Annotated in this window: 21 protein-coding genes; 6 read left to right on the top strand and 15 right to left on the bottom strand. The window is 36.9% G+C overall.

Going from position 1 to position 20,825, the window contains the following annotated elements; all coding sequences use genetic code 11:
* Window positions 1-18: 18 nt before the first annotated feature.
* The 9 genes from MKY27_RS07065 to MKY27_RS07025 all read right to left on the bottom strand — a co-directional run bounded on the left by MKY27_RS07065 (window position 19) and on the right by MKY27_RS07025 (window position 8,566).
* Window positions 19-1,857, bottom strand: coding sequence for a hypothetical protein (locus tag MKY27_RS07065; RefSeq protein WP_339198958.1), 1,839 nt, complete (start codon window positions 1,855-1,857; stop codon window positions 19-21).
* 166 nt (window positions 1,858-2,023) lie between these two features.
* The gene (locus MKY27_RS07060; protein WP_339198954.1) at window positions 2,024-3,010 is read right to left on the bottom strand and encodes an NADPH:quinone reductase; all 987 of its coding nucleotides are present in this window, start codon (window positions 3,008-3,010) and stop codon (window positions 2,024-2,026) included.
* A gap of 231 nt (window positions 3,011-3,241) precedes the next feature.
* Window positions 3,242-4,489, bottom strand: coding sequence for a DUF4153 domain-containing protein (locus tag MKY27_RS07055; RefSeq protein ID WP_339198951.1), 1,248 nt, complete (start codon window positions 4,487-4,489; stop codon window positions 3,242-3,244).
* Window positions 4,490-4,517: 28 nt separating this feature from the next.
* Window positions 4,518-4,733, bottom strand: a complete 216-nt coding sequence (locus MKY27_RS07050) for a helix-turn-helix transcriptional regulator (RefSeq protein ID WP_339176114.1) — start codon at window positions 4,731-4,733, stop codon at window positions 4,518-4,520.
* Window positions 4,734-4,744: 11 nt separating this feature from the next.
* Window positions 4,745-5,227 (bottom strand): DUF2975 domain-containing protein, encoded by a 483-nt coding sequence (locus MKY27_RS07045; protein WP_339198949.1) that lies wholly within the window; start codon window positions 5,225-5,227, stop codon window positions 4,745-4,747.
* Between the two features lie 209 nt (window positions 5,228-5,436).
* Window positions 5,437-7,056 (bottom strand): hypothetical protein, encoded by a 1,620-nt coding sequence (locus MKY27_RS07040; protein ID WP_339198946.1) that lies wholly within the window; start codon window positions 7,054-7,056, stop codon window positions 5,437-5,439.
* A gap of 598 nt (window positions 7,057-7,654) precedes the next feature.
* The gene (locus MKY27_RS07035) at window positions 7,655-7,840 is read right to left on the bottom strand and encodes a hypothetical protein (protein ID WP_339176111.1); all 186 of its coding nucleotides are present in this window, start codon (window positions 7,838-7,840) and stop codon (window positions 7,655-7,657) included.
* Between the two features lie 14 nt (window positions 7,841-7,854).
* Complete coding sequence (locus MKY27_RS07030) at window positions 7,855-8,022, bottom strand: YvrJ family protein (RefSeq protein WP_339176110.1); 168 nt, start codon at window positions 8,020-8,022, stop codon at window positions 7,855-7,857.
* A complete protein-coding gene (locus MKY27_RS07025) occupies window positions 8,015-8,566 on the bottom strand; it encodes a sigma factor-like helix-turn-helix DNA-binding protein (RefSeq protein WP_339198944.1) in 552 nt (183 codons plus the stop codon). The genes MKY27_RS07030 and MKY27_RS07025 overlap by 8 nt, the downstream gene beginning before the upstream one ends.
* Window positions 8,567-8,938: 372 nt before the next feature.
* On the opposite strand from MKY27_RS07025, the gene MKY27_RS07020 reads away from it, so the two are divergent.
* On the top strand, window positions 8,939-9,796 hold the full coding sequence (locus tag MKY27_RS07020; RefSeq protein ID WP_339198941.1) for an XRE family transcriptional regulator: 858 nt from the start codon (window positions 8,939-8,941) through the stop codon (window positions 9,794-9,796).
* 348 nt (window positions 9,797-10,144) lie between these two features.
* Here MKY27_RS07020 and MKY27_RS07015 read toward each other — a convergent pair whose 3' ends face one another.
* From MKY27_RS07015 to MKY27_RS07005, 3 genes are all read right to left on the bottom strand, one after another.
* Window positions 10,145-11,131: a GGDEF domain-containing protein gene (locus MKY27_RS07015; RefSeq protein ID WP_339198939.1), complete on the bottom strand. Its 987-nt coding sequence runs from the start codon at window positions 11,129-11,131 to the stop codon at window positions 10,145-10,147.
* Between the two features lie 164 nt (window positions 11,132-11,295).
* Window positions 11,296-11,961 carry a metal-dependent hydrolase gene (locus tag MKY27_RS07010; RefSeq protein ID WP_339198937.1) on the bottom strand — a complete coding sequence of 222 codons (666 nt, stop codon included), beginning with the start codon at window positions 11,959-11,961 and terminating at the stop codon, window positions 11,296-11,298.
* 173 nt (window positions 11,962-12,134) lie between these two features.
* A complete protein-coding gene (locus MKY27_RS07005; RefSeq protein ID WP_339198935.1) occupies window positions 12,135-13,307 on the bottom strand; it encodes an MFS transporter in 1,173 nt (390 codons plus the stop codon).
* 155 nt (window positions 13,308-13,462) lie between these two features.
* Between MKY27_RS07005 and MKY27_RS07000 the strand changes: the two genes are divergently transcribed.
* On the top strand, window positions 13,463-14,710 hold the full coding sequence (locus tag MKY27_RS07000) for an MFS transporter (RefSeq protein ID WP_339198933.1): 1,248 nt from the start codon (window positions 13,463-13,465) through the stop codon (window positions 14,708-14,710).
* Between the two features lie 4 nt (window positions 14,711-14,714).
* Complete coding sequence (locus MKY27_RS06995; RefSeq protein WP_339198930.1) at window positions 14,715-16,001, top strand: alkaline phosphatase family protein; 1,287 nt, start codon at window positions 14,715-14,717, stop codon at window positions 15,999-16,001.
* A 79-nt stretch (window positions 16,002-16,080) separates the two neighbouring features.
* Here the strand turns inward: MKY27_RS06995 and MKY27_RS06990 are convergent, their stop codons facing one another.
* The 3 genes from MKY27_RS06990 to MKY27_RS06980 form a co-directional block, all read right to left on the bottom strand.
* Window positions 16,081-16,494, bottom strand: a complete 414-nt coding sequence (locus MKY27_RS06990) for a hypothetical protein (protein WP_339198928.1) — start codon at window positions 16,492-16,494, stop codon at window positions 16,081-16,083.
* 16 nt (window positions 16,495-16,510) lie between these two features.
* The gene (locus tag MKY27_RS06985) at window positions 16,511-16,897 is read right to left on the bottom strand and encodes a peptidylprolyl isomerase (protein WP_339198926.1); all 387 of its coding nucleotides are present in this window, start codon (window positions 16,895-16,897) and stop codon (window positions 16,511-16,513) included.
* A gap of 95 nt (window positions 16,898-16,992) precedes the next feature.
* The gene (locus MKY27_RS06980; RefSeq protein WP_339198923.1) at window positions 16,993-17,622 is read right to left on the bottom strand and encodes a hypothetical protein; all 630 of its coding nucleotides are present in this window, start codon (window positions 17,620-17,622) and stop codon (window positions 16,993-16,995) included.
* Window positions 17,623-17,782: 160 nt separating this feature from the next.
* On the opposite strand from MKY27_RS06980, the gene MKY27_RS06975 reads away from it, so the two are divergent.
* Genes MKY27_RS06975 through MKY27_RS06965 form a run of 3 tightly spaced genes read left to right on the top strand, consistent with a single transcriptional unit; the run spans window position 17,783 to window position 20,820 of the window.
* Complete coding sequence (locus MKY27_RS06975; RefSeq protein WP_339198921.1) at window positions 17,783-18,691, top strand: DoxX-like family protein; 909 nt, start codon at window positions 17,783-17,785, stop codon at window positions 18,689-18,691.
* Window position 18,692: 1 nt separating this feature from the next.
* A complete protein-coding gene (locus MKY27_RS06970; RefSeq protein WP_339198919.1) occupies window positions 18,693-19,301 on the top strand; it encodes a DUF4166 domain-containing protein in 609 nt (202 codons plus the stop codon).
* Window positions 19,270-20,820 carry a YndJ family protein gene (locus MKY27_RS06965; RefSeq protein WP_339198917.1) on the top strand — a complete coding sequence of 517 codons (1,551 nt, stop codon included), beginning with the start codon at window positions 19,270-19,272 and terminating at the stop codon, window positions 20,818-20,820. The genes MKY27_RS06970 and MKY27_RS06965 overlap by 32 nt, the downstream gene beginning before the upstream one ends.
* The last annotated feature ends 5 nt before the right edge of the window (window positions 20,821-20,825 follow it).

The raw sequence follows: 20,825 nt of genomic DNA, 5'->3' as shown, positions 1-20,825 counted from the left end.
TTTTTAATCAGTGTTAACCTATTCATTTATCGCAAGCAATTGCTTAGCGATTTCCTTCACATCCGGATCTTTTGATTCTTTTGTAAAACGCACTATATGTTCTTCGATTTCAGTACCTTGCCAATGCACACGATCATATGAAAGTAATGTTTGAATCGCCATATACTGCAAATGGTCGTCAGTCGTTTTTAAAGCTTGCCTAATAAAATCCATACCAATCCCATCATACTGATCCAATTCTTCAATAAGTGATAAAACTACAACTTTCTGGTCGTTCGTCAGTTCATTGAAATCACCAAAACACGCCGTAATTCCAATTAGACGTTCGATAACTTGCGGATCCTTCGCGGCAAATAATGAATAATAATATTGCACATTTTCAGGGTGACTCTTTAACTTTTCAAATACGATGTCCGTTATATCTGCTTTATAATATTTGGCTACCGCTAACGCCATATCCTCATTTTCCTGGTCATATTGCAGAATTTCCAATGCTTCCTGCAGCCATAATGGATTTTGAGCAATCACGTTGATGTTTTCTTCTACTGTACGCTTTTCATGCGGTTTCCAGTTAGATGAAAAGCGATCATCCCATGTTTCTTCATCATATTGTAAATACTCATGAATTTGTGTCAAAATAAAAAACTGGCTGAATGTCAGGCAATGTGTTTTCGCATGATGTGTATAGCGCATCAGTACTTGACCTGCATACTGATATTCATCCATCGTTTGATAAGCCCCTTCATATAAAAGCGCTAATATAATTGTTCCCGCACTGTCAAATATTTTCCCGGAAATAATTTTTTCGTGCAGTTCAATATCAAGCTTCCCTTTTTCAGCACACATTAATGCCGAGGCATTCCCAGGTACAGTATTTTTTAGACCTTCCAGCAATATCCACTGTCGGATATCTTCATTTGAGGCATCCAGGAAATTTAATGCTTCAAGTTTACCCCAGTCTGAAACATTTTTCGCAATATACCATACGATCTCATTACTGTTAGTTGTGCCGTTAGTTATTGCGAATAAAGCCACTCCGGTAAACTCTTCATGCAATGCAATCACTTTTAATCGTTCTTTATACTCTTCACATTTTACTGTTCCCAATACAAGAAGCGCAAATTTCACTACTTCGCGATGTGCCGCATGTTCTAGCAGCCAAATTGCCTCTTCTTTCACTCGGTCTTCATCTTTTTCAGCTTCAGAAAACCGCTCCAAAAATTCATGGAAATAGCTGATGACCTTCTCATCTTTAATTTTTTCGTAGGTTGATTTACGTGTTTGCTCATTCGGATTAGTAACCTGTTCTAAAAATAGCTTAATCAGCTTTTTCGTATAAAATGGTGTTACTGCCTCTTGATGCAGCTGGTCTGCAAACCCTGGCGCAAATTTCGGATGATGTTCATCATATAAAAAATCGTCATCCGGCAAATCTTTTGTTATTACCTGTTGATTTTGCTCATATTGCTCTTCAAGCAAAGGTACGATATACACCTTATTTGCCCATGGTAAAAATTGCAGTTTCATAGCCTCATGGAGCAACTGCTTTCCATCTACTTTCACCTTTATATTCAATTTAACAAAGCCGCCTATTTTCACATATACTCTATGTGTTTTACCGCTTTTGGATTGGAACGTCCCTTTCATTGTTGAAAATGGTATTAGATGCGACCAGATTGATTTCCGTACATTTTGTGCAATCGTTTGGCCATCTACCTTTAAAACTTCTTCCATCATGCCATTCCTAACTTCTATTTGATGACCTTCATACTCCAAGATCCATTGCTTTTCCACTTCTTTTGCAATGTCATTTTTGGCATTACGTATTTCACGCTTCATTTCTTCTTTAAATCCCATTTACTTGCTACCTATCCCTCTCGTTTCTATACAACTATCATAACAATTTTTATTAACTATTTGTTAAATAGTTGCAAAAAAGCGAAATAATATCACAAGTATTTACTTAATTTTTGGGAATTGTCAGATAAAAAGGACTAGTAAATATACTAGTCCTAAAAATAAATTATTGAGTTTTAACAACTACTTTCCCGTTATGCTCCCCATTAATTACTGCATCAAATGCCTTACCAGCCTCTTCTATTGGATAACTGTAACCTACGACAGGTTTTAGCTGTTCTGTTTCCAGCAGCTTTGCTACACCGTATATTAGTTCCTGGTGTTCTTCTGCCGATACATTAAACAGTACCATCCCACGTACATCACATTCTTTTTGCATAACTAGTCGTGGATTAATTTCAATTTCCCCACGGTTTCCGACAATGACAATGACACCGTTTTTAGCAACCATCTGCAAGTCAGTTTGCAGATTTTCATTCGCCAGAAATTCAATTATGACATCCGGACCTTTGCCATCATTGGCATCAAGCACAGTCTCAATCGTTTCTTCTTTAATATGATCAAGCACAACATCCGCGCCCGCTTCTTTTACAAGTTGTTTCCCGGAATCACGGCTTGCCGTTCCTATTACTTTTGCTCCTAAAGCTTTTGCAATTTGAACAGCCTGCAAACCTACCGCACCACTCGCTCCGTGAATGAAAACCGTTTGCCCTGATTTCACTTTCGCTCTTCCAACCAATGCTCTGTAAGCAGTCAGTGCCGGAATTCCTAATGCGGATCCCTGCTCAAACGAAATATGCTCCGGAATCGGATGAACAAAGCGGCTTTCACAAACAATCTTTTGTGCCAATGTACCTGTCGACTTACCACTCGGCAAGCTCGCGATAAATACTCGGTCCCCTGCTTTTACGTTAGTCACTTGTGCTCCAACTTGTTCAACAACCCCCGCCCCGTCTAACCCTGGCGTATATGGCAGATTCGGTTTAACCGCATATGTACCTGTGGAAGTATAAACATCGCTAGGATTTACACCTGCCGCATGAATGTTTATCAGTACCTCATTTTCTGCCGGTGTCGATACTTCCGCTTGCTCCACAACTAAATTTTCAGATGTTCCAAATTGATTGATACGTATTGCTTTCAATAACTTCACCCCATCAACTATATTATATTAAGAATATTAGAAAAATTACATTTTGTATAGAGATAGCTTCGTTTAATAAATTATTAAAATGTAATACTCTTATTGGTTCATCTATATGGATAATATAGAGGGGGCGAGAAATAATTTTTATTGGCAGTAATAATGATGCTATATTTTGAAAGCAGATGTACGAACTCACTTCGTCATCTGCTTTAATGTGATATCCTCTATCTCTTTTATCTAAAAAATAATCGGAAAAGTAAATATAACGAAAGCTGCCCACAATCCGTATACCGGCAAATACTTCGTAATGGCATCTTGAATCGCTTCAGGTCCGGATTTATTTTGAAGATAATGTAAATAGGAAATCATTATCCAAAGTAGGTTTGCAAAGATTAGTATATTCACCCCTAAAACAGCAAGCCGATTTGGTGTAATACCGTAAGAAGTCACTCTGAACATGATGGCTGATAATGCGACACTGTCAATAATAAGCGCAACAACGATTAAAGCGAAATTGACATAGTCGAAGATGGTCTTTTTATCGTCCGAATCCTTCTCGGTAATAGAGAAGATTGTAACAGCCAGTACGCCAAGTAGTATTCCGTTGAAAGCGATCAGGAAATCACGGTCCAAAAACGGGTTTTTACCGACCGATAGGACTGTTACAAGGTATACAATTAAAGTAATAAATACTAACGGGCTAAATATTTTTGCGATAAATGGAGTTATATTTTTGGCCAACTTTAAATTCATAGAAACGAGGTGAACACCTACAACAGCAAGTGCCGCTGCCCCAAATAAAACGATATTACTAAAATAGAAGTTCTCAATATCTAAGCCAATAAAGCTGAATAACTGCAACGTTAATAATGCGAGAAACATCCCGCTAACTGCCATGCTGGCGTAAAGAATGCCAAATTCTAAATTAAATTTGATATAAGCTAATCTTATACTGCTATTTAAATAATCATTTCCTGTATATGCTAGCCCTAATAATACCCACAAGAAAATGGGGAAATGTAAATATGCTAAAATTATGCTATCGTCATTGAAATTCAATGGCAGCATATTCAAATAAATTCCTGAAACTAAGAACATTGCCACTAACGAATAAATGATACTTCTTTTAGGTTTATGCTTGTAAACGAAGTAGGCAGCAATAAACGGAATAATACCAAATGCCAGATTAATCGGAGCGATCGATTCCTGCTCGACAAAATGGAATATAATTCTTGTGCATACCCCTGCCATGATCGCTAATATTCCCATGAAAATAAATCCACTTTGTAATGACGCAGACCTTTTTTTACTATCCATTTCATTGAAATTCAATCTTTCATACCAAACACTCAAAATCGGGGAATCAGAGTTTTGTTCCCATGCCTGATTAAATGACTTAGTAAAAGCTTTCGGGTCTTTTCGATACATTTTCTCCAGTACATCGGGTTTAGTAATATTTTCAATAACCAAATTATTACTCTCCATTGCTTTCCCTCCCTCAATTATGTTCCACCTAAATTTCCTCATCACTTTTGTATTCTAAAATATCTCCAGGCTGACAATCCAACGCCTTACAAATCGCCTCTAAAGTTGTTATTCGGATGGCTTTTGCCTTTCCATTTTTCAATATGGAAAGGTTAGCCATCGTAATTCCAACCTTTTCCGAAAGTTCTGTTACACTCATTTTCCTTTTTGCCAGCATCACATCAATATTAATAATAATTGCCATAGTTATTCACCTCAGACCGTTAAATCATTTTCAGATTTAATATGAATTGCTTCCTGTAAAAGTTTTTGAAGAACCGCTGCGAAGACTGCAATTACCAATGAAGCAAAAGGAACAACTAATCCGACAAAGATAACACCCGGTGCGTCATCCAATTCTGCAAATACATAAAACAGCGGTAAAACGAATAGATGCAAAATACTAATTGTGATGGCACAATATTTTATTTTCTTTAAAGGTTTCACAGCTAGCTCAGAGAACGCTTTATTATTGTCGATAAAGCGTAAAAGTAGGAAAGCCTGATACAAAGCAAAGAAATAAGGAATTGCCGAAGCATCGAAAACGATGTAAACAAAATATTTTACGAATGCAAACTCCGGAAGCATTTTTGATGCTACATTTGCCAACTCAGGTACTAAAAAGATGCATAACGCCAAAATAGGAATTCCTAAAAAAACAACAGCAACTTTTAAAAACAACGTAGTTACTTTTTCCATAATTCGCACCTCATTTATTTATTTTCAATTTTGATTTTAATATATGATTTATCGTAAATCAATAAATATATATCTAATTTCGTGATTTATTTATTGCATATTAGGTTTTACATTTACAATTCCAAAATAAAAAGCTTGGAAAAACCTTACTAATTAAGGCTTTCCAAGCTTATATTCATTGCTATTTAATTTTTTTCACTTTGCCCCTCTTATTTTAGGAAGCTTAAAAAGTTAGAGAATGATGCTACAAGATCTTGGTAGTAACCAATGACTTTATCTTTTAGTGCGATTTTTTCACTTTGATTTTGTTCTTCTTCAGGATCTACACTAATTTCTTCCGTATCTGTTTGGACTGGTTCTTCTTCCGGCTCTGAAACAGTGTTTTCCACTTCTTCACTAAATTGCTCTGGTGTTTCTACAGTAGAAGATAACTCTTCAGTTGCTGCATCTACTGGTACTTCCAGGTTTTCATCAGTTTCAGCTGGCTGAGACCCTTTATTTTCAATCGGGATATCTTGTGAAGAATTTTCCTCTCCAGTTGTTGATACTGTTTCAATAATATCAGTTGCTTCATCAGTTACTAGTGTATTTTCTGTTTCTACATCTACTGGAATTTCCAGGTTTTCATCAGTCTCTGCTGGCAAAGCTGTATTTTCAACCGGTATATCTTGTACATAATCTTCCTTTACAGTTGTTGGTACTGTTTCAACAATATCCGTTGATTCGTCAAATACTGGAGTTTCAGTTAATTCAGTAGATTGGTCAGAATCGAAATTACTTAAATATTGTTCAATATGAGTTTGGTAGTAGTTAATTAAGCTTTGGTAGCTATTATCGATAAATTGATAAGATTCTTCTACCCATGTAGTAAAGTCATCTTCTGGTGTAATTACTTCTGTTAGATCATCTTCAGTCACCGGTACTGCGGGTTCTTCCGTTACATCTTCTTCCACCGGCTCTTCTTCTGCTACCGGTGTTTCTGTTTCATCAGTTCCCTCTTCTACTACTGGTTGTTCTTCAGAAACTGGTGCTGCTGGTTCTTCCGTTACATCTTCTTCTACTGGTTCCTCTTCCGCTACCGGTGTTTCTGTTTCATCCGTTCCCTCTTCTCCCGCTTCGTCATCTTCTGACACTGGAGCTGTCGGTTCTTCCGTTACATCTTCTTCTACTGGTTCTTCTTCTGCTACCGGTGTTTCTGTTTCATCCGTTCCGTCTTCTTCTGGTTGGTCCTCTTCAGAAACCGGTACTGTCGGTTCTTCCGTTACATCTTCTTGTGGTTTTTCTTCTGCTACCGGTGTTTCTGTTTCATCAGTTACCTCTTCTTCTGATTGATCCTCTTCAGAAACTGGTGCTACTGGTTCTTCAGTAATATCTTCTACTGGTTCCTCTTCGGCTACCGGAGTTTCTGTCTCATCACTTAACTCTTCTTCCGCTTGATCTTCTGCTGGAGCATCAATTGCTACTTCATCTTCATTTACCGGTGTCTCTAGTTCATCTGCAAGACCATCATCCGTTGTATTATCCAAATTATCATTATCTTCTAATTCATCTGTCGTTTCGTTTTTTTGCTGGGCAACTTGGCTGACAAGCTTCCCTTTTTCAGGAGAACCTGGCAGGCTCTTTGCAAATTCAGACACTTTCTGCCCGTGATTTTTTGCGTGTTCAATAACTTCCTGATTAACATCTTTTGCATCCAATTCCGCTGCTGAGATAGGTGCACCTGCCGCTAAAAATGATGCAGCGATAAATGATGTTGACATCACTAGTGGCGCTACTTTCTTAGAAAAATTCTTATTTGCTGTTTTAGAGTCCATTTGTTTTTTGTTCATTACTTGATCTCTCCTAATTCGTATTTTGTACTGATAGGATGGATTTTTCATTAACCTCGGCATTAATCGTTTCACCTCTGATTGAACCGAGTAAAATGATTCCTCAATTTATTTGGCAGCACCATCTACTGCCTGCATAAAATATAGCAAAATTATATTACGATATTGTTTTACTCATATTAAAAGAGTTGATTTCCCCATTACGAATCTTTCGAATTTTGCAATATACGAAATAAAATATACTGATAAAATCAATCCGTTTTTATATAATGAATACGCTTCCACATTTGTTCTGTTAGTAATCTTAAAAATTTCCCTTACTTAATAATTTGGTGAAAACATTTTACATATATCACGGGACAGTAATAATTATCTAAACTAATAAGACATTTCTCAGCACATTATTACCAATTAAAATCATAATAGGCTCAACTAGGTAAGAATTTCCGTAAAAACACCTTATTTATTATGTATCATGCATTTCAGCATCCTTGTAATAACAGGAATTTATAAATTACTATAAATTAAAAAGGCATTTTAATAATCCAAAGATGTAAGTAGCTCCTTAGATATCAAAATGCCTCGCCAACTATTCTATTCATTTAAACAATCCTTTTGGTTGTACGAAAACCGTATTTTTTAAAGTTTTAATGGTAACTTCATAAAGATGTTGCTTAAGGTCATCCCGATTTTCCATTCTCGTTTGCAGCGAAGAATATGAGATGATCGGTTCCAATCTTTTTAATACTTGAACAATTTCAATTTGATCAAATTGCTCGACCATAGTTAACCTCCCCTCTATTTTTTACTCCTTTCATGATTTGTCTTTGTGAGGTCATTCGATAATACGTCAATTGAATTTCGTAAAGAATCGATTTTGCCTTCAAATCGCATTAATAAATAAATTGCTATCGTAATGGGAAATCCGAAATTCCCTAATATTTGAAACAGCTGCCCCTCAATCATTTTCCTCCCTCCCTTCTCTCAAAATTCTAATTGCTTTATGAATCATCTTAGAAATGGCTTGTTGTGAAACATTGTAAATCTTCGCAATTTCCTTCTCAGTTAACTCGTTTACATACCGGTAATACAATACTTGCTTTTGCTTTGTATTTAAACGTTTTAACAAAGTTATTAACATTTCATCACTCAACAAGCTCTCTAAGTCATTCTCAAAAATGCTTTCGAATTGTACAGAAGAATTTTCATCTTGAACGGTGTCTACCATTGTCAGGCTTTCATTTATAGGTGCAACCAAATTTAATTCGTATTTTTTATTGTACTCTCTTAGCTTTGAATCAAATTTTTTTGATTCATATATAATTGCTTTTTTTATATAGGCGATACGTATAATCAGTTTTTCAAAGTATTTAAATTGTTCATTTAAAGCATCCGCATTCGAACTTGTCGGATCCTGCAAGTATGCATTATACAGTTTGTTGTAGTCTTCAATCTCTAAAAAACTTTTAAACACATTACTATTCACGACATCAGGATTCAATATCTTCATTCGTCATTCCCCTTATCTTTTTAGTCTTAAAACCTGAACTTCTGTTCGTTTTTAATTAAAAAGACTGAATAGAATGCTTATCCCTTATTATATAAAGGGGATTTCCCTAAGAATAATACAACCAAAACATTACGTTTTATTGAAATATTTCAGAAGAAGATGCACCAGGCGTACGAGTTGGGAATCTATTACGACTGGTGCCATCATTTTACTGAAAATGTCTTTTTATCCCCCGCCAATTCCTACAATCCATAATTCCAGCGCGATAATAATAAACTCAACCACTTTCTCACCCCCCCTTTTTTTACTAATTTTACATAAATTACACTTCACAAACTTATAATATTAGTAAATGAATATTTGGAGGGTATTATGAATAATTACGGAAAAACATTAAAAAAAATTAGAGTCGGCAAAGGATTTTCACAGAAATATGTATCCAACAATATTTGTACTCAAGGGAATTTCTCCAAATTTGAACTAGGTGAAAATAAAGATATTAAGCATTCAACTTTAAGTGAATTTTTAGTACGAATTGAAACATCCTATGAAGAATTTAGATATATTGATAATGGGTATATCATGCCGTTAAGGGATGAAATTATTACGAATTTCTATAATCAAACATATAATAATTCGGAAAATTTATTGCAATTACAGAGAAGTTGTATTTCATTTTTAAAGGAATTTCCTGATGATAATTTAATTAATAAAATATTTATCATTATAAAAAGTTTAACAATATTGGCTAATACGAACGATTTTCATAGTGCGAAATTACTTGCCGAGCCCATTTGGACAGAACTATCGCGTAGAGACGACTTGTACTTGTCCGATATCTTTTTACTAAATTCCATACTTTATATTTTTCCGATTGAAACCGCTGTCGAAATGAAAAAATTCGCTTTTCGACATATTGAAAAATACAAAAACTTCCAGAATATAAACCGGATTAAAATAAATTTTTTAATTAATCTCTCTTTGTTATATTTAAAAAATCACGATTATCATATGGCTTTAAAACAATTAGAAAACTCTATTGAACTATGTAAAATAGAGAAACTTTTTATAAATCTGTCTATATGTTATATACGTAAAGGGATTTGTTTAAATAATTTGGGTCATTGCGGATTATATTGGCAAACTAAAGGGATGAATATGTTGGAAGTTTTAGACGAAATCGAATTGCTTTCCATATTAGAAACAGAAATCGATAAATGCTCCAATTAATATAAAAAAATAGATGTGCAATACGAGATTCTTGGTGTATTGAAGATGGCTAGTGTTATTGCCGTTTATCTACTAAAAGCAGCCGTCGATGAAGACAATAAAAATAAGAGGCCGGGACATAATTAGAATTATTGCAAAATAAAAGGAAAGCCTTTATTAAGAAATGGATATATTGCAAAATTGATTGGAATGGAGGGCGACTCCTGCGGGAATAGCGTGACGCCTGAGACTACAGGCTCAGGCCACGCCCGCGGAAAGCGTCCCGGAATGGAAATCAATTTTAACGCTCAGCAAAAAAACGCTATTTTTCCAAAGAAAAATAGCGTTTTTGAGTTATGTCCCCCCTCATTATTTAATCGCATCTTCCTGCCGTTTTTTCAATTCTTTCTCTATGTACATTGCTCGGTCCGATGCTTTAATCATATCGTCCAGATCTGCATATGCAACATCCGTTGTATAGTGCCATCCAATGCTTGCCGAAACATTGATAATATGCTGATCTAGAATCATTGGCTTCTCTAGAGCAGATTGGATTCGATTCATTATCTTTTTCAATATCGAATTATTCACATTAGCCGTTAGAACGACGAATTCATCTCCCCCTAACCGGCACAGTAAATCGGTTTCCCTTAATACGCCATCGATCCTTAGAACAATAATCTGTAATAATTGATCCCCAATTTCATGGCCGTATGTATCATTAATCTTTTTAAAGCCGTTCATATCAAGGAACAATAAGGCTATTGAGTCGACATTTTCATGCTTCATTAAATCAAACTTTTCCCTAAGCAATGAACGGTTTGCTGCACCAGTTAAAGGATCGTGATAAGCCAAGTCCTGTAACTTGTCATTAGCTTCCCTCACTTTAAGGATGAAAACAATAAGAAAAATAGTGATAAATATTCCAAACAGTATTAAATAAATAAAGTCTTCCTTGACGACATTCGGAAAAATTTCATCGTGAAGATAGAAAAACGAATAGAATGTAAGAATGATCGAAGCGGCCCCTGCCAGCAAAACAGCTTTGATCTGCTGATATATGGCACTTAGCGGAAGGGCGAGCCACATGAAGAAATAATTTACTAAATACGGCGAATCATTAAGCAGATAATAAAAATATAAGTACATACTGATGATCATGACATACATTGTGAATTTGGCGTTTACTTTCTTTTGAATTAGCAAAATCATGATGAGCCCAAAGATTCCAAAGAAGAATGCTGGAGGAAAAATACTCGCTATACCTTCAATCGATATATTAATTATTATTTGTGTAAAATAAAATACACTTATTAATAGAAGTAATAATGAATTTCTTCGATGCATTTCAATCATACTTCACCCTCCTCTACATCTGTATTGGGCATTATTGTTTATTTAACTTGTAATCATTTACTTTATTATAGCTTATGGCAGAATTCTATGCAGTGAATAATAATCAACTAAAAAAAGATCTTTCGACAGTTCATTGAAACTGATGAAAGACCTTCCCTTAAAATCTATATTCGTATTTTAAATACTTTATTCGTAATCGGTGCGAGAAATTTAACCCCTTTTTTCGTCATCATATCACCTAATATATGAGATAAATAGGCCATAGTGGAGATGATTGCTAAATTTTCCGCACCTGTACTTACTTCCAGCAGATGAGACATATATGCCCAAAACACCACAGCCCATATTGTGTGAGTAAAACCTCGGTGCGGGAACCAGCCAGCTGCCCCTATGTATACAGCAAACAGTACGAGCCACCATAGTTCATCGGTAACTGCATAGTACAGAAGAAATAAACTTAAAACCGTCATTAAAATATTTTTCAGCGTTTCCTGACTTCTCATGGACATTGCGATAATAATAGCACCCAACGCTAAAAACAGCAGCTTATTTTGCTGCGTAAACCATTCACCATCCAGAAAAGGCAAAAGATTTAAGTAGGCTGCCAACGATAGAATCATTATAATTCCGCCGACCATTTGTCCGCCCTTTTTTATTTGTTTCGCGGTTTTTGTTACATGTTTATTCAACAGATTGTTCCCATCCAAATCCGGCGCAAGTGAAGCTACCGCGGATACAGCTAAAACAACCGGAATCATCTCAGGTGCCTGGCTGACAGATGCCACTGCACCGATTCCTAAACCAATTGTTAAATGCGTTCGACCTTTCATGATGTCACCTCTTTGTTGTAAAGTCTTTTAGCGGAAATTACCGCGCACTTCATATGTATTCAAAGTGTTCATTGTACTTAATGAAGTTCTATTAATCAAGTTTTTTCATTAATGAAGCCTGCTTCACTTTATGTGCAGCTCTTTCGGTTTATTACTTACCGATCGTTCACAATTCACGTCAGCCTTTGCGCTCGGTTATATATAAAAATACTGCAAAGCATGATTAATGAAATCGTCGCAAACATATAATCGATATAAACCGTTAACAGCCATCCACCGATAATCGGTCCGAGAAAACCTCCTATATTTTTAAACTGTGACGCACCAAGATACGTCCCCTTCTGATCCTCAGGTGCAATTTCCTCAATAACTGCATTCATCATCGGAAAACAGAAAATCTCACCGACCGAGAACACAATCATACTCGCAATGAACATCCAAGAACTGTCGGAAACACCAAACAGAAATAATCCGACCGCAAAAATGACGACACCGATTTTCAGCGAACTGTATATTGAAATTCTCTCGCTTAATACGGTTAAAGGCAGCTGAAATGCCAGTACTGTAATGGAGTTTGCGACAATCACATAGGAAAATAGCTTCACCCCATCCTCCACATTCATATTAATGAACTGTGGGAGTGTCGAGTTGAACTGGGAATATCCAACCGTGATCAAAATGCCCCCTGCGATAAACAGCAGCAGCTTCTGATCATGGAACACCGCTTGTAATACCGACCGGATTTGATGATCTGACTTAAGCCTTTTTTGCTTCATTTCATAACGGTTTAATACGATAAGTAAAAAGATGCCATACAGCGCATACATAATGCCGGTAATCATAAACGGTGTCGCCGGACTTGATAAACTTGCGACCCAGACACCGAGCAACGGTCCCATAACAGCCGCTATATTAATGGCCGTATACCGTACGGAAAATAGCCTTCTTTTTTTGGCATCTTCCGTAAAATCAATCATCAGCGCTTGCGTACCCGGTTCAAAAAATGAGCGGCATAGCCCGTTCACCGCATTCAACACGACAAAGTAAACAGCTGAAGGAGCTAACGCAAACCCAACGAATGTAAGGCTCCATATAAAGACTGTAATTATAATAACCGCTTTTCGTCCGAATCGATCGGTTAAATAACCGCCGATTAACCCGCCGAATGTTGAAAACAGAGGGGCAATTCCAATTGTAACGCCGATTAATAAAGGTGAGGCCTGTAGTTCATTATGTAAATATAAAGCTAAAAACGGGATTGCCATGAAACTCGCAGTCCGTACAAATATCGTGCCACTTAATATAATCCATACAAGCGGATGAAAATAATTAAAAATCCTTGCCATAGCCTGCCTCCTGAAAATTTTGAGAGATAACTTCCATTATACAGAGTTTGCGTAAAGAATATTTCTTTAATATGAAATTTCTGTATGGTTCCGCTTATCAATTTCAAGATAATGGTATAATTACTGAAAATAGTAGGTTAGGAGGTTTTATGTAAGTGAAGCTGACAAAAGAAGAAAAGTCCTGGATTTTATACGACTGCGGGAATTCGGCTTATTCCATTGCAATCACTACCGCGCTTTTTCCCATTGTTTTCGGGATGTTTCAAGGTGTGAACAACATGGATTTAGGTTACTTCAATTCACTCGCAAGTATACTTGTCGCCGTTCTTAGTCCTATATTAGGAGCCTTTGCTGATTATAAGGACAAGAAAAAACGTTTCTTCACATTTTTTGCGTTAGTCGGAATTATTTCCACTCTTTCCTTTACATTTATTTCACCGGATAGTGGGCAATGGCAGCTATTAATCGTCATGTACATTCTTTCATGTATCGGTTTTGCAGGCGCCAATATTTTCTATGATTCTTTCTTGGTCGATGTAACAACAGATGAGAAAATGGATAAAGTATCATCATCCGGCTTTGCTTTCGGCTACATTTCAAGTGTCATTCCATTTGGGATTAGTTTAGTCGTCATCTTAGTGATGGGGATGGGTGCGGCGATCGGTTATCAGATCGGCTTTTGTATTACCGCGCTATGGTGGGGATTACTGACGATTCCGATGATTAAAGACGTCAAACAGCGCCATTATATAGAACCCGAGCCGAATCCGATCGGCAATAGTTTCAAGCGATTAGGTCAAACCTTTTTAAATATTAAAGACTATAAAATCGTATTCATGTTTTTAATCGCTTATTTCTGCTATATCGATGGTGTCGATACAATTATAAAAATGGTTGTTCCGTACGCGACAAGTGTTTTAGGCTCCGACGGGCTGAATACATTTATGCTTTTGGCCATTTTACTTGTTATTCAAATTGTAGCCTTTCCTTTTGCTCTGCTTTACGGTTCACTTGCAAAAAAATATTCGACAAGGGCATTAATTATTGTCGGCATTATGACTTATATGATTGCCTGTATCGCTGCATTTTTCATTTCAGAATTGTGGCATATCTTTATTTTAGGAATAATGATAGGATCTGCACAAGGCGGTATTCAGGCACTCAGCCGTTCCTATTACGGGAAAATTATTCCGAAAGAACGCTCCAATGAATTTTTCGGTTTCTATAATATTTTCGGGAAGTTTGCCGCGATTATCGGTCCTTTTTTAATGGCACTGACAACAACGATGACCGGCGATGCGAGATACAGTATTTTATCTATTATTCCTTTATTCATAATCGGGCTCATTGTCTTTTTAATGCTGCCAAAAGATGCGCATGAACAAACTAAATTAGCAGGGTGATCAAATGAATAAAAATCATAAATATGTAATCGTTGTTTCATATGATGCCTTTTCTAAAGATAATTGGGAAAGTGCAGCATCGAAACCGAATTTAGCAAAACTGATTGAACGAGGGGCCTCCACAAATTTAATGAAAAGTGTCTACCCTACCCTCACCTATGTTATACACAGCTCCTATGTGACAGGTGTTTACCCAGACCGGCACGGAGTTTTTCATAACAATCCATTTCAGCCATTCGTGCCCGAAAACGATCAGAAATGGCACTGGTTCCGAAGTGATATCCAAGCTCCAACTGTATATGAGGCAGCTCGAAAACAAGGACTTACAACTGCAGGACTTTTATGGCCAGTATCAGGAAAAGCGGATATTCACTTTAATATTCCCGAAATAAAAGCGATTAAAAATGAAAACCAGGCACTGAAAATACTGAAAAGCGGCAGTAAATTGTTTACGATGCAAATGGAACTGAAGTACGGAAAAGTTCGGCAAGGGATTCAGCAGCCGTATTTGGATGATTTCACAACACTATGTGCAGTAGATACGATTAAAAAGAAAAAGCCGAATTTACTTCTAATGCATTTAATTGATCTCGATGATACGAAGCATTTACATGGAACAAAGGGGCCTCATATCGAAGAAGTCATTGAACGGATGGATCGCCGAATTGGAGACCTCATCCAGGCGACAATCGATGCGGATATTTATGAAGAAACGACTTTTATAATCGTCGGAGATCATAGTCAGCTCGATGTTCAGTATAAAGTGTATTTGAACCGGATTTTATACGAGGAAGGCCTGATTTATGAGGAGAATGGAAACTGGCATTGGCGTGCATATGTTCAAAGTGCTGGTGGAGCCGCGTATTTACATGTACAGCCCGGTGATGTAGAAGCAGAAAAGATAGCGCTTACAATTTTACAGGATGCTGCACGGAATGAGGCTTACGGCATCGAAGCGATTTTAAGTGCGGAGGAATTACAGGAACTTCATGTGGCCAGTAAATTCCATTATATGATTGAAGCGAAAGAAGGCTTTGCTTTTGAAGATGACCATTTACAGGAAGTTGTGGTCGACTTACATGCACTTGGCGAAAAGTATGCGACACATGGTTACTCCCCTAATAAACCCGATTATACGAGCAACCTGATTATTTCAGGCAACGGTGTGAAAGCCGGCTCAACAATTGGCGAAGCTTGTGTCGTTGACATCGGTCCGACCATTGCACATATTTTAGATTTGGACTTTGGAAATACAGATGGCAGAGCATTGACTGAAATATTCAAGCGATAATACCGACGCTATATAGAAAATCCCTTTTGATTGATTAGCTTCAAAAGGGATTTTAATTTCATAATTATAAAGCTCTATTTTAATTTTGTTCTTTCACTTCTTTATAAATCTTTAAAGCTTTTTCATACATATCATTGTTTTCGTCGATTTGAAAATTTCCAGAACGATTTCCCAGTAGAAAAACCCCTTTATTATCGATCACTAAACTACCTGATATTTGATCATTATAGATAAAATGAATCGTTACCGCCTTATCATAATTAATTTCCTCGTTTGTCTGTTCAATATCTTTAATTTGATTGTACTCCTTCACAAGCGACTGAACCGTTTTTTCATCCACTTTGTTATAGCCCTCAAACATGCTCTGCCCATAACCGATATCGAAGTAATCTGCTTTAATTTGATTAGGCGAATTACTATTAAATCCTCTTACAATAAAAAATAAAATTAAAATAACAAATACTACTAAAAATTTCTTCAAAACTTCCTCCATCTAATCTAACCTTCTTTTAAAACCCTGTGGAACTATCTATAGGTGTATCTTGTCCGTTTATTTTTACATTAATTGAATCATATTGTGCATCACCACGAGTAATTTTATAAACGTATTGTTTTAACTCGCTATTTTCTTCATTTTCAGTTTCCAATTTTATATCCAATATGTTTTCTCTCTCTTCAAGTTCAGCTGTTACGGTTCCTGCAGATTGAAAAACAATATACTTCACATCGCTTTTGCTATCGTTAACAAGCTGCAATGTGTCATCGGGATCCATAAAATCAATACTCTCCTGTACTTTTGGAGGAATCTTTTGCACTTCGGTAATACTCAATTCCGAGGAGTTGCAAGCAGCTAAAAGTATGGCTGTAATAAACATGAATGATATTAATTTTTTCAAGTTACGTCCCCTTCCTTGGTTCGTCTCGTTTTATTCAAGTGCATTTAGTTAAATTTAACACCTTAAATTTGCCGTATTTTAATTTATCACTTCAATCATTTCTCTTTCGGAAATAAAGTGTACGAAAGTGTTATCACAAAATCAATGGCAAGAATAATTAGCCATACCTGACTGAATTTATTGATTCCTTCATTATTAAATGGGAAATTTCCGCTCTCGTCATCAAACCACATTCCGAAAAAATCACTCAGTGGTATTTGCTGCAAACTGTCTGAAAAACCGACTGCAATTACAAATCCTATGTGAACAATGATAAAAACGACGAAATGTAACGCAAATTGCTTCCATTCTTGTATCGCATAAGCCTTCCCATACAGTTTAACAGGTTGGAGTGAATTATCGATTGGCTCTCCCCGTCTTTTAGCCACCCACCTTTTAATAAAGGCATCGAGCTTTTTAAAGTCTGACTTCCCGAATGTCATCGCATATACAATAAGAATCACGATAATAATTTGATAACTCGAAAATTCACCTGTTCGCTGATAATCAAAATAAGCCAAAAGTGCAATCCATAAATCATTCACAATAAAAATAATAAATACGAATATACTCAGCTTTTTCAGCTGAAACCAGTAGCGCAACAGCAAAAAGGCAAATGCACATACCCAAAAGACAACTTCTGCCGTTATGAGGAAAAACCACTTATAATCCAAAATAAAGTCCATTGCTTCCTCCCTTAAAATAGGTTACTTAAATACTATACACTCTTATAATACTTGAAATTGTAAGAGATTAACATTTATTATCCAAATTCATTCACTTTAAAGTAGGAATATTAAGGTATGATGATTATGTAGAATATATTTTGATAAAGGAGCTGAAATTTTGAAGAAAAAGCCGATTTATGTGGAAACTGTAATAGACAGCTCGATTGAAAAAGTATGGCAATATACACAGCAGCCTGATCTGCATGAACAATGGGATTTACGTTTCACATCCATCACCTACAATGAAAAACAGCATGAGGACGCACCTCAAACTTTTACATATACAACAAAAATAATGCCGGGTCTGTCAGTTGCAGGTTGGGGTGAAAGTAAAGGAACACATGAAAAAGCAAGTGGTGTTAAAACTTCTTCTCTGCATTTCGGAACACCGCAAATGATTTCCCCAATTAAAGAAGGACGCGGCTACTGGCAATATATACCGAATGGCGACCGCGTTACTTTTCTGACCCAGTATGACTATGATGCCCGATTTGGTCGATTCGGACAATTGTTTGATTTACTTTTCCGTCCTGTTATCGGCTGGGCAACTGCGCTAAGCTTTAATGTGTTGGCAAGATGGATTGAACTCGGAGAAAAACCGGCAACCCAATACCGGCGATTTTTCAGCTATTATTTACTCTGCTTCCTGTTTAGTTTCATATGGCTCTACCAAGGTCTCGTTCCGAAAGTGTTGATGAAGCATCCGCTTGAAATTGATATGCTGATGAAACTGTCCCCGCTAGCTTATGGTCAAGCATCAACAGCCATAGTTTGGATAGGTATGTTGGAGATGGTGATTGGGATCATCTTTTTGGTACCGAAATTGCAACCGCTGCTGCTAAAAGCACAGATTTTATTGTTCCCATTGCTGACATTAAGCGCAATTATCGCTGCACCTTCAGTAGCAACGGCTCCATTTAATGTTGTTACCTTTAACGTTGGATTATGGATTGCTTCAATAGTTGCTTTACTGCTGACAAAAGAATTACCGACAGCAAAATTTTGCAAACGAAAAAGAGGTGCTTAATATGATTTACGAAACATTGCTGGCAGAAGACTTTAACAGACTGCATCCAAAACTGCAGGAAAGGTACCGCCTACCATTAGGTCAGCCTTTTCATGCACAAGGAACAATGCAAGTTATTCATTCCGGACCACGTTTATTACGACCAATGTATACATTCTTTACTAAAACAGACTTCCTCTTTCCAGAGTCCGGCGAGGAAATTCCTTTTACAATAACGAATACCGCACGAATGAACAACGAAAAGGACGCTGAAGTGTATTGGGAGCGCACCTTCTATTTTCCACTGGCGACAAGAAAGTTCAATGCAACGATGACAGTCGATTTGGAAAGACAAATTGTTAAAGATTATTTAGGGGATCCTTCACTGTTCTACTCTGACTTAAAAATGGATGTTACAAAGGACGGTTCATTAATGATCCGCTCTGCAGAACAGCGTGCCGTCTTCGGGCGTAAAGAAGTGGGTTTGCCAAAGAAACTGACGGGCCGCGTTGTTGTAACAGAAGGCTACGATGATGTGCTCGATGTATATACGATTCATGTTTCCATTTATAATGATTTCATCGGAAGGATGATGATGTATGCTGGTCAATTTACGCCATGTGCTCAGTAGACCTTTAACAATCATCGGTCTGGTATGTATGGCCACGCTTCTGTTATTTAACGAACCAACATCGATGTATTATTATTTGACGCTGGCCCAACTTATCTTTGTACCAGTCATGGTAGAGCTGTTGGTTTCCCTGAAAAATTGGCAAAGACTTATTATAGCTGGCGGTCAATTTGCAGTGACAATGCTTTACTTTACACAGAACAATTTCTCCATCCTGCTTTGTGTACTTATCTACTTGCTAAGTACACTTCTCATTGCCTCTCAAGGTATTAACCGGTTTTTAAAAAGAGGCTTTGTCAATACAGCAGAAATAATGATCGATATCGGTCTCATTTATATTGTAATGGGTGGACTGTGGTTTATGGCATTCCATCTGCAACTGGATACAGGCTTCAGTCCCATCATTACATGGCTGACAGCAATTCACTTTCATTACTCCGCCTTTCTGCTATGCATTACAGTCGGTTTGATCGGACGTCTTCATATGACCCGTTATTTCAAATTTTGCTGTGCCGTCATCGCAGCAGGACCAATGCTAGTAGCGATCGGAATAACTTTTTCAAGAATTGTTGAAATCATTTCAGTAAGTTTGTATGTCATTGCCATTTTCAGCATTAGCTTTTTCGTAATGAAGTGGCCATTACCTCGTGTTCAACGCATCTTCATTCGCCTTGCATTTTTGACATTATGCTTTACAATTATTTGGTCGTTTTTATATGCGTATAGCAATTTTACAGGTACGAATCTTGTTGATATTCCGGATATGCTGGATTTTCATGGGCTATTAAATTGTTTAGGTTTTGGTATATCGGTAGTAATCGCCTGGAGTCTATTGCTGCCACCGACAAAGCATCACGACTATACATTCCCGATAAGCAAAATTCGCGGAAGATTTTCTCCAACAAACAAACCGGCACCTGGACTTGTCGATGATATGTCATCCTATATTAATAAAGAGGAAATTTCTGAATTGGTTCATGAGTTTTATGAACATACTAAGCGATTTGAATTAAAAGCGTCGGTTCAATGGGCAGCATGGTTTAAACCTTTTGCTTATATATATCAATTCATTAGCAGGAAAATGGGACAGCTGAATTTACCCTATTCCTCAAAAATGATTGTGATGGACGGTGAAATCTGGCAAGTTGATTCCCAACAAGATGGTCGGGAAAAACCGCGTGTCTGGCAACGGTCGATCAATGGGGAACCCGTTTTTAATGCGATTTATTCGCAGCATCGTGATGCAGCCAATACTTATATGAATATTGCATTGCCTTTGCCCTTCTCGTCGATGCATGGAATACTGCAGCTTTCCGTAAAAGACCGCGCACTGTACTTAACAAGTGACGGACAAGGCGATGCTGGTACGTATTTAACGTTCAGATCTTATCTATTCAAACTTCCGTTACATGAGAATTTTGTGATTAGGGAACAGCAAGGCATTCTTACAGCAACGCATCAGATGACACTGTTCGGTATAAAGTTTTTACATATTGATTATCATATCCGTAAAAAATAAAAATT

Origin of the sequence: Solibacillus sp. FSL R5-0449 (assembly GCF_037975215.1) — a bacterium.
Lineage (GTDB): Bacteria > Bacillota > Bacilli > Bacillales_A > Planococcaceae > Solibacillus.
Note: the sequence above shows the minus strand (reverse complement) of the source record. Positions and strands in the feature narration are given on the sequence as shown.